Origin of the sequence: Mesomycoplasma molare, from assembly GCF_024918955.1 — a bacterium.
Classification (GTDB): domain Bacteria; phylum Bacillota_I; class Bacilli_A; order Mycoplasmatales; family Metamycoplasmataceae; genus Mesomycoplasma_A; species Mesomycoplasma_A molare.
Genome location: NZ_CP103423.1, coordinates 432448 through 446954 on the forward strand (window position 1 = coordinate 432448; position 14507 = coordinate 446954).

The following is a 14507-nucleotide window of genomic DNA, read 5'->3' on the forward strand; positions in this document are numbered from 1 at the left end:
TTTCACTATGAAATTTTTAGATATAGTAGTTTTGAGGATTAAGTTATATAAATTTCTTAGTTTAGTTTATTCTGAACTAAGATTTTTAGCTACAGAAACTTCTCAAGATATATTTGATAATTATCCCATTTTTCTTCATTAGAGAAGGAAATTTTTCCTTTATATAATGAGGTTTTTTTAGAAATTTTAAAAATAAAATATTTTATTATATAGAAAGGTTTTTAGTTAATGGAAAAAGAAAAAAAGAAAATTCTTATAGAACTTAAAAACGTAGATAAAGAGTTCGGAGATAAAAAAGTTCTAAATAATGTTAATTTAAAAATAGAAAAAGGTGATTTCGTAACACTTTTAGGACCTTCAGGTTCAGGAAAAACAACAATATTAAGATTAATAGGTGGTTTTGAGTGAACTACACGTGGTGAATTTAAGTTTAATGGTATAGATATAAAAGATTTACCAGCTAATAAAAGAGATGTTTCAACAATTTTTCAAGATTATGCTTTATTCACTCATCTAACAGTTTCAGGAAATATTAAATATGGTTTAAAACTAAAACGTTATCCAAAAACTGATGTTAAAGAAGAAGTTCTTAAAAAATTAGATGAAAATAAAGTAAAATGAAGTTTATATGCAAAAGAAAAAATGTTGGAATTAGATAAACAACAAGAAGAATATATAAATGAATTGAATAATTCTAAACTTTCTAAATTAAAAAAAGCAAAAATCCAAAGATGATTAGATGATTCTGATTTTAAATATTCATATTGAGAAAATTATGTTCATGCAAAAACTGAACATTTTGAAAAAAGACATCTAACAAGAAAAATAACTAAGCAAGAAATGGAAAAAGAAGTTTCTGAAATCATAAAAATTGTTGGTTTAGAGGGGAATGAAAATAAAAACATTAATGAATTATCAGGTGGTATGAAACAAAGAGTTGCTCTTGCTCGTTCACTTGTAATTGAACCTGAAATTCTATTATTAGACGAACCACTATCTGCATTAGATGCTAAAATTCGTCAAAAAATGCAACAGCTATTAAGATCTGTTCAAAAAAAATTAGGAATTACATTTATTTTTGTTACACATGATCAAGATGAAGCTTTAGAGCTATCAGATAAAATAGCTGTTATAAGAGATGGAGAAATTGAACAATATGATTCTCCTAAATTTATATATGATTATCCTGTAAATAAATGAGTAGCTAATTTTATTGGAGACTCAAACTTTTTTGAAGCAGAATTTATTGAACCAGGGAAAGTTATGATTTTGAATCATGTAATCGAAACTATTCATAATAATTTTGAAAAAAATGAAAAATTAGATGGATTAGTTAGACCAGAAGATATAGTATTATCTAGAAAAATTAAGAGTCATTATCATGGAACAGTTGTCAAAAGTACCTATAAAGGATCATATTATTTTATAGAAGTTAAAATTGGAGAAAAAATTATTTTAGCTGAAACAATTGAAAATTTCGAATTAAATGAAGAAGTTTATGTTCACTGAACAAAAGAAGCGCTACATTTAATGAAAAAAGATCGCAAAGGCTTTTAAAATGAAATTTAATTTTATAGGAAAAATAAAAGAAAATCTAAATCCTAGGTTATCTTTGTCCATACCTTATATTTTATTTTCAATTGTTTTTATTTTACTACCACTTCTATTATTATTTATCAAAGCATTTACACCGGTTATTTCAGATGAAGGTGAAATATTTGATAATCATTTATTAACAAAACAACCCGAAACATGAATTATAATGACTAGATCATTAGTTGTTGGTTTGGTAACTTCATTAATTTGTTTGATAATTGCTTTACCTTATGCTTTTTATGTTTCAACTTCTAAATCAAAGTCATTTAAAATTTATTCTATATCACTAATAGTTTCTCCATTAATAATTTTCACAATAGCAAAAACTTTTTCATTAAGAGCTTTATTTGTGACTATGTTTGATGAAAGTGAATTGAACAATTCATGATTTATGATTGTCGGATTAGTTTTTTTAAATTTACCTTTTATGATTATTCCTTTATATACAGTTTTCAGAGATATGCCTAAAAACATTTTGGAAGCTTCAGCTGATTTGGGTTACAATAGAATACAAACATTATTTAAGGTAGTTTTACCTTACGGTTTAAAAGCTATTTTTTCAGGAATAGGCCTTGTTTTCTTAATGGCAGCAACCTCTATAATTATTTCTGATAAACTTCTTCCAAACGGAGGACAAAACCAATTAATTGGGAATTTAATTAATTTAAATGCTAATCCTTCAAATCCGTTTGATTTAGCTAGATCTTCATCTTTAGTTCTTATAACAATTTTAGTTATGATGGGTATATATGGAATAATTTATTTCTTCCCTATTTTATTAATAAAAATGAAAGGAATGAAGCATGTCTAGATTAGTTGATTTTTTTAAAAAACATGAAATTATTAGAAAAAGCTATATTTGAATAATATTAATTTTATTTTATATTCCTATATTTTTTGGTTTAATTTTTTCTTTTAATAAACCTTCAGATAAAGACTTAATTTCTACAACTTGAAATACTTTTAGTTGAAAAGGTTATCAAGATTTAGCTTCATCCGAAAGAATAGTTTCTTTAGCTAATTCATTTATTATTGCCGTTTCTACAGCTATTATAGTAATTTTAATTTCGATGATAACAGTTTTTGCTATTTGGAAACAAAAAAGTAAAAGTATAAAAACATATATAAATACAAGTTCTAATATTCCCTTAATAAATCCGGATATTATTACAGCCATATCTTTAGCAATTCTTCTTTCATTATTATTTGGTATTTTAAAAGCAACCGAAGAGGGTGTGTTAAGAGCAATAGTTAGTCACGTGACCATGACTTTACCATACGGAATTATGTTGCTATATCCTAGAAGTGAAAAGTTTTCCAAAAACCTTTTTGAAGCGTCGCTAGATTTAGGATATGGAAGAATAAAAACTTGATTTAAAATATATTTTACTTATATGTCACCTGCTATTTCATTTGTGTTTATTATAGTTTCATTTTTATCCTTTGATGATTTTATTATAACTAGAATAACTTCTAATACATCAACAATAGGTGTTGAATTATATCAAGGTACATTTAAAACATGAGCATTAGCATTGGGAGCAATAATGCTTATATTTACAATTTTAGGAAATGCTTTTTATATCTGACATAAAACACGTAATTTTAAAAAAGGAGTAAAAAATGGCGCTGTCTAAAAAAATAAAAGGTACAATTGCTGTATCAACTTTAATTATTGCTCCTATGGTTGGCGCTGTTTCTTATGTAAAAGCGACTAGTAATTTTAAACCCATAATAATGAATTATCAAAATTATATTTCTACCGATATAAGAGATTCTTTAAGTGAAAATTTTAGTTATAAAGAATTTGGAGATGTCTCAGAATTTTCGAAAGCAATAGAAGATAATAGAGTAATTGGTGGTGTTGGATCTGATTTTCAAATTGTAAGAATGGCTCAAAAACAATTACTAAGAAAAATAGATTTTGCTAGATTATTCAAAAGTAATGAAGAAGTAGCAAAAGGTTTTAGAAACGATAATAATGTTTCTAACGAACAATTTATTGCTCAAAAAAGAAAAGCTATAGAAAAATTGCTAAGAAAAGAGACTTTAGAACATTTAGATAATTATAATCAATTTATGTATATATTAGGGGATGAGAAAAAAGGAATAATTGATATAGATAAAGATGGTATCCAAGATCAATTGTGAGAATTTATAATCCCTTATTACATTCAAGATAAAGTTTTCACTTACACAGTTGGTGATTACGATGAAAATGGCGAAAAAAAGCCTCTAAAAGAAGCTGTTAAAAACTGAAGTGAAGAAAGAAAAAAGGAAATAAGAGAAAAAGGTATTCGTTTTGAAAAACAAGATGTAATATCTATTGGTAAAACGCTACAAGAAAACGGTTATAAATATTTTATTTGAACAGAGTCTATGCGTGATAATTTATTAGCAGGTAGCGAAATTGTTAATAATCCTAATTTTAAAAATAATGGTTATACAGGTGTAGCGGATGAACAAAACTACAAAGAACAAATCAAAAAATTTCTAGAATTAGTTGAAAATACCACTTCTGCACCTTTGTCTAATACTGAAATAAATAGTGTAAAAAGTTCTGGATTAGAATTACTAACAGCTTTAATTGATAAAGGTGTTAAACAAGAAGTTGGATTTATATATAACGGAGATGCTTTGGATGCTCTTAATGGTAATGATAATTTTGATTATATAGAAGATGGAACAAGTGTTAGAATTATTAGACCTAAAAACAATCTTACATTATTAGATGGATGAATAATAACAAAAGATATTGATGATAATTTAGCAAATCAACTTCTTGATGATTTATACGAAAATCTTTATAGAGGAAATGATTATTCTTTAGAACAATTAATTTTCGAATCATCAAAAAATGTTAGATATAATTATGTAGCTTCTGATGATGGCTATAAAGAAGAAAAAGGAAGAGCTTATACACTAGATTTTGAAAATGTTCCTAGTTTGAAAAATTTTGATTTTGTAAACTATACTCCAGCCTTTAAATCTACTTATGACTATTTCGAAAAATTTTACTTCAATGATGCAGCTACAACAGTTAAAGAAGAAGAAAATGGAGAAGAAATTACTGTTTTATTAAATCAAAATAGTGAAATATTAAAGACTGATCCAACAGAAAATAATATAAAAGTGGAAATTAGTTCAATTAGCTCTAAATTAGCGAGAAGCATTTATAAATCCCAAGCCAGAAAACAAACAATCTATGGATTAGAACCAGATGAAAATACTCCTGAAAATGAAATATACGAAGTTGACTATAAATTTATAGCTCCTTCCGGAGAAAGATTAAGTTCAGAAATTAAAACAGAATATATTTTGGCTACAAAAAAATAAATATAAAAATTAAAAATATAACAAGATTTTCTTGTTATATTTTTATATATAAAATTCATTTTTTGGCTTTATTTTAATGTAAAAATAATGTTTTGATATTATTTTAAAATAATGTATTTAAAAATATAAAAAAATAGTAAAATTTAAAATAATATTTAAGATTAGGAGCAAAAATGAATATTACAGATAAAAGATCAAAATTGATCGCTACTATAGGGCCTTCAACTCAGGACTATAAATTATTAAAAAAACTTGTAGAAAATGGAGTTACAACAATTAGAGCTAATTTTTCACATGGTGATTTTGAAGAACAAAATGCCAAATTTGAAAATGCTAAAAAAGTTTCTAAAGAATTAGATATCCCAGTTTCTATTTTATTGGACACAAAAGGTCCGGAAATTAGAGTTGGTAAAATGAAAGATGGAGCACAAACAATAGAAGCCGATTCTGAAGTAACAATTCTAACAAAAGAGGAAGATTTTAAATCTTTTTTAGGTACATCAAAAGAATTTTCTGTATCATACGAAATGGATAAAGATTTAAAAGTAGGAGATAAAGTATTATTTGATGATGGTAAATTACAATCATTTGTAACAAAAGTTACTCCCGGTAAAGTAATAGTAAAAATAGTAAACACTCATAAATTAAAATCAAATAAAAGAATTAATCTTCCTGGGGTAGAGTTTTCACTTCCATTTTTAGCAGAAAAAGACATTAACGATGTTAAATTTGGAATTGAAAAAGGTGTTAATTATATAGCTGCTTCTTTTGTTAACTCAGCAGCAAATGTAAAAGAATTAAGAAAATTATTAGATGAAAACGGCGGAAGCCATATACAAATAATTTCTAAAATAGAGTCACATGTTGGTATAGAAAGAATTGATGAAATTATTGCTGAATCAGATGGAATAATGATAGCTAGAGGTGACTTAGGTTTAGAAATACCTTATCAAGATGTTCCATATCATGAAAAGAATATTATTAGAAAATGTAGATTGGCTGGTAAACCAGTTATTGTTGCTACTCAAATGTTAGATTCTATGGAAAATTCACCACAACCAACTAGAGCGGAAGTGACTGATGTTTATTGAGCAACAGAATTAGGTGCCGATGCAACTATGTTATCAGGTGAATCTGCTCAAGGTAACTACCCTTTAGAATCTGTGCAAGTTATGACCACAATTAATAAAAGAGCAGAAAAAGAATTTTATAATAAATTATTTTATAGAGTTCAATTAGCGACAATTTCTAAATCTTCATCAGGAAAAAGAGCAGAAATAGCTCACAAATTAGCCCATTTAACAATGGAAAATAATATTAAATACGCAGTAGTTTTATCAAGAACTGGTGAATTATTAAAAATGGTTGCTAAATTTAGACCAAATACAGCTATTATAGGTATTTTGGAAGATGAAAAAATGATTGGTGGATTTGGGGTTACATCATCTGTATTTACTTCACTAGATTCATTAAAACTTTTCAAGGCAATTAAAAATAATCCTTCAAAAGCTAAAAAAGCTTTAAAACCATACGGAGCAAAAGAAGGGGATAAATTTGTTATTGTTGAAAACGATAAAATAACAGAATTTACATTTTAATATTTATTAAATATTCAGATTTTATTATTCTGAATATTTTTTTAAAATAATTTAAAAACTAAAATTTTGATAAAAAATATCACTATTTGTTTATTTTATATAATTTGCAAAAAAAAAAAAAAAGTAATACAATTTTAATATATAACTATTTTATATTTTTGTAAAAAGAAAGGAAAAAAGTTTAATAGTAAATAGTAGAGTTTTATAATAAGGAGCATATAATATAATGAAAAAAATTAAAAAAATATTATCTTCTATTTCTGCAATAGCATTTCTGCCTTTGTTATCTTCTTGTAATTTAGACAATAATTCAACAGATAAGGCTAGAGAATTAATCGATGATCCGGAAAGACTTGATGCTATTTTTTTAGAAAATACAGTTAATTCAATTAATTTAAATTTTGAATCTTTTTTAACTGAACCAGAAAGAAAAAAAGAAGAAGTTTATTTTACCAGTTTGCATGATACTGAAAAAGATGTTAAATTTAGTTTAAGCGGAGAAAATTCTGACAAAATAAACGCTAAAATAATTGCTTTTTTAGTTGATAGAGATAAAGAAAATTACACAATTTCTAATAGAACAGGAAAGGGAAAGATTTCTTTTGAATTTTCATTAAAGAGCAACCAAGAAATTAAGTATACAAAAATTTTTGAACTTTCAGGTTTTAAAACTAATCCATTTAATGCTGGAGCAGATGGTGTTATACCTAATAGAATAAATAAAGAAGATGATCTTTCTTTCCTAGAAAAATATGCAAATCAATTAAATCAAGATGAAAGATTTGAATTAGATAATAAAGAATATTCAGAATCGCTAAAGTTTTATTTAGGACAGGGGGAGAAATTTGAAATAAATAAATTTAGACCTGAACTTAAAATAAGCGATGAGAATTTAAAGGAATTTGATAAAATTGCAGCGAAAGCGAAAATTAATAATTATGAAGATGCAGCTGCAAAGGGATTTGCCTTACCTGTTTATAAAGAAAATGGAGAATATGATGGAATTTCCTTATATGAAGGTAAAGAAGTTGGTAAACAAGTTTCATGAGTTGATGCAATACAAAGAGATAAATATAGAATAAATGGACTTGCGAGATATTTAGTAAATCAAAAATATAAAGATGCAGCTTTACAAACTTTTCATGTAGGTATATCTAATAAAGTAAAACCAAATTCAAATGAACAAATAACAGAATACGGAACTATGTGAATTATGGATTTTGAAAAAACGAATAGTCCAGATTCTTATCCAACTAAATGATATTTTGGAACAAATTTACATGTAGCTGACAAAATAACAAATAATACATCCGCATTTAATATGGCTAGATTAAATCCAGATGCTCCTTTAAAAACTGTTTTTAAATTAATGAGTTTTGATGAAAATTTTACAAATTTTTCTTTTCCAATAGATAGTCAAAATCCTGCAATTAAAATGGTTTTTTCAGGTAGGGACTTTTTAAATACAAAACCTTCTGATTTTCTATCAGATGTTCAAAAAGAAAAGTATAAAGATAAAGAAGAGTTTGCTGATTTTGCAGTTATTGAAATAGATTTTTCAAAAATTAAATTTAGTGTTGGTGATTCATCTTCCTCTATTAGACAAGGATCTAATTTTGTAACTGATAATTATAAAGAAAAATTCGAAGCAAGTAAATTATCTGAACTAGCTAAAATAGTAACTAATGATTATGCTTCTAACATTTCTAAGCATATTAGATTTAAAAATAAATCATATTTAAAAGACTATTCTCAAATTGATTTTAAACTAGATTCTAGTAAAGAATATAATGGTGATTCTTTGTATATAGTAGGTTATCCAAGTTCTTATGAGGATTATTTTTTAGATAAAGTTGAAGACTATAAACAATACAATGAAAGAAAAGGTGATTTTAGTTTATGAACTAATTCAGAAGAAAGTTTATTTAATCGTTTAAATCCTTCTGAAAGCGATGAAGCAGAGACAAATCCTAGAGCTAAAAGAGGAAACTATTTATCTTATCAATTGGGCTATAGAACAATTACAGATAAACCGGGTATTGTAGATGAATTTTTAGTAGCGCATAAGTTAAATGGATTGTATAAAGGTCCTAATAACGAAGAATTAATAGCTATGGGTATGGCTTATTTACCAAGACATTATTCTCCTATAGGAGGTTCCTCAGGTTCTTCAATAAGAACACAAAATAATGAACTAATTGCTGTTTATCATGCTTCAAATAAAGAAGCAAAAACCGGTTTAGCAATAGCTTTTAGATCAGAAGGATATGATTATAAAGGGGCATTTGGTTCAGGTGCAAATAAATACTCTTTACCTCAATATGATTTAATTTATGGAGGTGGAAAAGATCAAAAAAATTCATATAGACAAGCACTAAAGGAAATATATAAAAATCAAAATAATTTTAGAACGAATTTATTTCCAAATGGATTAGATACAATTGAGGAAGGTTTTGAATTTGAAAAATAAATTGAGTCAAGAAATATTATTTAAAATTTCTAAAAATACTTTGTCTATAACTATGTTTTTAGGTTTATTAGTAATATTGCTATTTTATAAAATAACAATATTTGGCAATGAAGCATTTGCAGCGATATTTTTATCTGATCCAAATTCGCAAGTATCTAGACAAATAGATTTTTTATTAATTATTAAAGCTATAACTTTATTTGGTGTATTTTTTTATACTATTATAAAGAATTATGTAAATTTAAGTTTTAATAAAGAAACTATTAAATTATATTTACCATGATATTTAGGTTATTTCCTTATTACATTAGCTTCTTTTATATTATTTTTTACTTATAATCCATTTTTTACAATAGAAAATGTAAAAAATGATCATAATTTAATTTATAAAATTTATTATTTAACTTTTATTTTTATACCTTTAATTTTATTAAATGCTTCTAATTACTTTTATTTTTACTTTTCTAAAAAAAATAAAAATAAAATACGAAATCATAATTTATTTTCTATCATAATTTCAATAATTGGGCAAATAATTTTATTTTCTATATTTGTTATATTTATCTTTTTACTTATAGAACCAGAGATAAATATACCTCGTTATAAACCTGTAAGAATATTAGATGAAGGAAAAATTTACGTCTTTTTAAAAGATTTATTTTCTACAAAAGACTTTATAAATATTATATATGTCGTATTAATTTTTTTCTTTTTATCGTTTTTAATAGTTATGGTAAATTTTCCAAAAATTCAATTACTATTAAAAAAAGAATATAATAAAATTTTTTATAAAGCAGAATCTAATATCTTTATTTCTATATTATTTGCTATTATGCTTTGATTTATTTTTACATTATTAGAATTAGGTAATGAAAAACAAGTAATTGAAGCACCGATAAGTTATAATTTTATTGCTTTTACAGTTCATTTATTAGTTTTACTTTTTGTTTCGATTTTGTATTTTATAATTTTCGTTTTTAAAAAAGTTTTTTTCAAAATTCCAATAGCTAAAAATGTTTATTTTATGTTATCTCAACTAATAATTTGAATTTCTACTTTTATTTCTCAAAATTATACATTTGATAATAAAATAAATGGAATAATATTGTTATTTTCATCCATATTTTCGTTAATAATAATTTGAGTTTATCATAAGATAAATAAAGAAATAAATTTACATATTATTTTGAATTTAACTATTTTACTAATTTTAATTATTTTTAGTTTATTTATATACGGTATAAATGGGGTTTTATTAAAGTACAATAATTATACCTTATCTTCTTTTGATTTTAATTTTAGTTTAAATCAAATATTTATACTTTTAATTATTATTTCAATACTATTATCATTAGTTACATTGATGAGCACCATTTTTATACATATAATAAAATTAAAATGAATTAAATTTAAATGAAATAAAAGAAAGGGAAAATAAAATGATTACAAACATTTTTAAGTTTAAAAAAAGAAAAAAAGAGACAAAAGAAAATCCTTTACTTTTTCCTTTCTATGATATATATAAAAATTTTAATGAAACAATAAAAAAAGAAAATTTTATATCTTATGAAAGATTAATGTCTTCAGTTTTAATAAAAGTGGGTTTAGGTTTTGAAAGCAAAGAATATAAAGAATATAAGAAAAAAATTCAATCTTCAATTTCAAAAAAAGAAGATATAAAATTTGAATTTACAATTATTTCTTTTAATGTGGATAGAAAATTTGGTGATAAATTTCTGGTACCTATAGTAAATGATAAAATTAGTTCAAATGTTGATTCTATTGATTTAACTAAATCAAAAGAAGAAAATGAAAATAATATGTTAAAAATTTTAAATGAAGATGTTTTATCACTTATAAAAGAAGGAAAATACATAGAAATATTTGAAGGTTTAATACTTTTTCATTCTAAACAAGCAAATTCTCTAAAATTATTTTTTAAAGAAGAATTCATTTCACAGATTAGAAAATAAAATATGCATTTAAAAAAAATAATTCAGAAAAAAAATAATTTAGAGAAAATTAATTTAAAAGCAAATAGTGAAAAAAATATCCTTTTAATAACTATAATGAAATTGAATCAACAATTAAATTTTTATTTTAATAATTCAATTATAACAAGAGATGCTATAGAAAATTTAAACCAAAAATACAATATTCAAAATTATTTTATACAAAAAAAGCAAGATGCTAAAATATTAAATAAAATTGTTTCAAAATTGAAAATACAACAAAAAATAAAGACTAGAGAAAAAGAACTTTGAATTTATTTAAAAGAGGAGCAAAAATATTCTACGGATTCTTATTCTCGTTATGAAAAAATGATTTTAGAAAATGCAAGTAAAAAACATATTGAGTTTATTGCTATATATAAAAAAACTGAAGAATTTTTAAATAAAAATAATTTAAAAATTTTAAAGACTTTCGATTCTATAACAAATGAAACTGTAAGTTCTTTAGCTAAATTAATTAAATATTTATATGAAAATGAGGGTTTTTCAAGAATTAAATTTGTACTAAATACAAATAAAAATTTTGATAGTTTTTTCACAATTTTACCCATAGAGGAATTTGAAATAAATAAACTTATTACTAATAAAGAAAATTATTCTTCTTTGAAAAAAAATGATTTTAACATTTATCCTAATGTTGGTGAATATATTGAAAATAGTGTTGATATTTATATTGAAAACGTAATGCAATCACTAATAATTGAATCTATGTTTTATAGTGCAAAACTAGGGCTTGTACGAGTCAATAAAATAATAAAAGATTTAGAAAAGGAAATAAAAGCCGTAAAAAGAAAAATTATAAAAATTAAAAGAGAACTAGAAATAGAAGAAATAGTTATGTTAACTCAAAATAATAGTAAATTTTCTCTCTTATCTAAAGGTGAAAAAAATGAATAATAATAATAATAATTTATTTACTATTAAAATTAATTTTACAGATAATTCAATTTTTCAATCATGGAAAAGCGAGATATATTTTTTTCTTGAAGAAGAATATAAGTGAGAAAAAATTAAAAATAATTCTTTAGCTAGTTTTAAGCAGATATTAGTAAAAATAGTTAATAAAAAAGAAAATAAAAAAGAATATTTATTTCTAAAAAATGCAAATTTTTTAGTTAAAGAAAACCATATTTGAATAAATAGTTTAAACGAACAAGAAATCTATATTGACTCGAATACATTAAATGATTTATATAAAAATGAAATTAATTTAGTAAAACAAGAAATAGAATATTTAAATTCTATTAATAAAATTTCTCTTAATTTAGAAAATATAATTAAAGAAAGTAATTTTAAAGAAAAACTTTATAAGTTAAGATTAATAGAAAAATTAAATCTAAGAAAGAAGGATAAAGATGAAAAATAACAAAAAAAAGTTTTTAAATTCTTTATTTTTTTCTTTAGTTTTTGTTCCTTCTTTGACTTTTATTAGTGCAGAAACAGATTCAACTGTAACAACGCCAAAACCTGAAAGAAAAAAAAGTCCTCAATTTGATACTTTTGCGCCAAAAGTAAAAACTGCATTAGAAAATGGTTTTTCCCAAGCAATCGATGTTGCTATAAGTAATTTTGAACAAGATAAAAAACAACTTGAACAAGATGAAAATATTGATTATAAAACAAAATTACAAACTTTATATTATTTAGAAACATTAATCAATTTTATTAAAAGTAATAAAGCAAATATTGCGCAAAATCCTAAAGATTTTGATTTTAATGTAATTTTTCCGAATGTTTTTTCGAAAAAAGAAAATTTTCAAAAAGGAGATGTTAGTTATAATGGTATTTTATATGAAAATGTCATTTTTACTTCAGATCCTGATGATACAAATTATAAACCTTTAATTTCTTCAGTTAACGGTAAACAAGAATCTAAAACTACTGAAATTAACGGTTTGGTAAGTAATGAAGTAGATAAATATATTAAGCAATATGTGGATGGTCTAAAAAATAAGTTTGGAGAGATTCTTTTTAATCAAAAAGACATTCCCGAAACAATAAATTTTAAATCAGAAATTATAACAACGCCTGAAGGGAAAACAGTAAGCATTATAAAAGGTGAACCTCCTTCTGGTTTTAATAGTTGAGAGGATTATTTTAAGAGTAAGTATAAATCAAGATTTTTAACATTTGATTTGGAACAAAACAAAATCGATGAAGAAGAAATTGAAAACGAAGAAGTAACTGATCCTGAAAAACCAACTAATGAAATTCCTGATATCCCGCCTATTGAAGAAAATGATGATAGTAGTAGTTCAGATGTTGTAACGGGTCAACCATTCAATCCTAAACAATTTATAGAAAGATTAAGAGTTTTAGCTCCTGAGATATTAAGCAGACATGCAGGCAAAAGCATTAATCAATTAATGGATGATTTTAATACAACCCCTATAAGTGAAGATTTTTTCTTTTTTAATAATCCTATAAATACTCGTTTTAAATATGAAGTTACAAAAATTGAAGATAAAACTAACGAAGCTATAAATTCTTATTTAGTAACTGTTAGAATACAAGATTCTTTAAATCCAAAAGTATTTAGAACATATAAAACATATTTAAATAAATTAGAAGATAAAAATTTTCAAAAAGTAAATGAATCCTATATAGAAAATATAAGAAAAATATTTGTCAAACTTTATAAATCAATTGGTTTAGATGAAAAAATGGATTTTGATAAACTTGAGAATGCGGATTTAAAAAGAAGAATTATAACTATGATAAATGTTGTTACACAAGATCTATACTATACAAAAGATTTTGTTGAAAAACAATCTAAAATAATTTCTAAAATTTCAAAAAATATTAATTCGTTAAAACAAGGATTAGACGTTCTTAATGTTCAATTATTATCATCTTTAAAAACTTCAAGAATTCAATTTAAAGAGTTTTTTGCAATATTGCCAGAAGGTTATAAAAAACAAACACAAAGATTTGAGCAACTACTTTCACAACAAAAAGAATTATCTGATAATATAAAAGAAAAATTTAAAAAATATAACGCAAACTTAGATATTGTTAATAAATTGTTTTCAAGCATTAAAAAAGATATTTCTCTAATTCAAAAATTAGCTAATGCTCCTACCACGAATACCAATAAGTGATATGAAAATTATTTAAAATTACAAACAAAAATAAGTAGACAATTTAATTTGATAAAATCCTTTCTAAAAGATGAAACAAAACCAGAAGATAAAAACCCTAAAAAAGATGAAATTATAGTAAAAAATGAAAAAGATTTTTCAGATAATTACATTTTAAGTCAAGAATTATTGAAAAATAACCTAAAGTCACAAAATATTTTTTTAACAGTTATTTCTTCTATATTATCATTAGTCGGAATTTCTGGTGTTTCTTTTGTGGTATGGGACAAATTGCAGAAAAAACAAGCGAATAAAACGCTTTTAAAATCTAATTTAAGTATTTTAATTTTATCGATAGCTATAATAATTATTGCTTTAATATTAATTACAATAGGAATAGTGGGAGGAATATAAA

The 14507-nt window shown here is 23.7% G+C and carries 12 protein-coding genes; all 12 read left to right on the forward strand.

Annotated features, from left to right (window positions below):
- The first annotated feature begins 7 nt into the window (after positions 1–7).
- Complete coding sequence (locus tag NX772_RS02015) at positions 8–142, forward strand: hypothetical protein (protein WP_259429407.1); 135 nt, start codon at positions 8–10, stop codon at positions 140–142.
- Between the two features lie 86 nt (positions 143–228).
- Positions 229–1557 carry an ABC transporter ATP-binding protein gene (locus tag NX772_RS02020; RefSeq protein WP_027123307.1) on the forward strand — a complete coding sequence of 443 codons (1329 nt, stop codon included), beginning with the start codon at positions 229–231 and terminating at the stop codon, positions 1555–1557.
- Position 1558: 1 nt separating this feature from the next.
- Positions 1559–2407, forward strand: coding sequence for an ABC transporter permease (locus NX772_RS02025; protein WP_027123308.1), 849 nt, complete (start codon positions 1559–1561; stop codon positions 2405–2407).
- Positions 2400–3233, forward strand: coding sequence for an ABC transporter permease (locus NX772_RS02030; RefSeq protein WP_027123309.1), 834 nt, complete (start codon positions 2400–2402; stop codon positions 3231–3233). The genes NX772_RS02025 and NX772_RS02030 overlap by 8 nt, the downstream gene beginning before the upstream one ends.
- Complete coding sequence (locus tag NX772_RS02035; protein WP_051542157.1) at positions 3220–4932, forward strand: type 2 periplasmic-binding domain-containing protein; 1713 nt, start codon at positions 3220–3222, stop codon at positions 4930–4932. The genes NX772_RS02030 and NX772_RS02035 overlap by 14 nt, the downstream gene beginning before the upstream one ends.
- 173 nt (positions 4933–5105) lie before the next feature.
- Positions 5106–6530: a pyruvate kinase gene (gene pyk / locus NX772_RS02040; protein ID WP_027123311.1), complete on the forward strand. Its 1425-nt coding sequence runs from the start codon at positions 5106–5108 to the stop codon at positions 6528–6530.
- 226 nt (positions 6531–6756) lie between these two features.
- Complete coding sequence (gene mip / locus NX772_RS02045; RefSeq protein WP_051542159.1) at positions 6757–9000, forward strand: Ig-specific serine endopeptidase MIP; 2244 nt, start codon at positions 6757–6759, stop codon at positions 8998–9000.
- Positions 8990–10438 (forward strand): MSC_0624 family F1-like ATPase-associated membrane protein, encoded by a 1449-nt coding sequence (locus tag NX772_RS02050; protein WP_156925614.1) that lies wholly within the window; start codon positions 8990–8992, stop codon positions 10436–10438. Before mip ends, NX772_RS02050 begins: the two co-directional genes overlap by 11 nt.
- Before the next feature lies 1 nt (position 10439).
- Positions 10440–10973 (forward strand): MSC_0623 family F1-like ATPase-associated protein, encoded by a 534-nt coding sequence (locus tag NX772_RS02055; RefSeq protein WP_027123313.1) that lies wholly within the window; start codon positions 10440–10442, stop codon positions 10971–10973.
- 3 nt (positions 10974–10976) lie between these two features.
- Entirely contained in the window at positions 10977–11909 is a 933-nt protein-coding gene (locus NX772_RS02060) for an MSC_0622 family F1-like ATPase gamma subunit (RefSeq protein ID WP_027123314.1), read from the forward strand.
- The gene (locus NX772_RS02065) at positions 11902–12378 is read left to right on the forward strand and encodes an MSC_0621 family F1-like ATPase epsilon subunit (protein ID WP_027123315.1); all 477 of its coding nucleotides are present in this window, start codon (positions 11902–11904) and stop codon (positions 12376–12378) included. The genes NX772_RS02060 and NX772_RS02065 overlap by 8 nt, the downstream gene beginning before the upstream one ends.
- Positions 12368–14506 (forward strand): MSC_0620 family F1-like ATPase-associated subunit, encoded by a 2139-nt coding sequence (locus tag NX772_RS02070; protein WP_027123316.1) that lies wholly within the window; start codon positions 12368–12370, stop codon positions 14504–14506. Before NX772_RS02065 ends, NX772_RS02070 begins: the two co-directional genes overlap by 11 nt.
- Position 14507 lies beyond the last annotated feature (1 nt).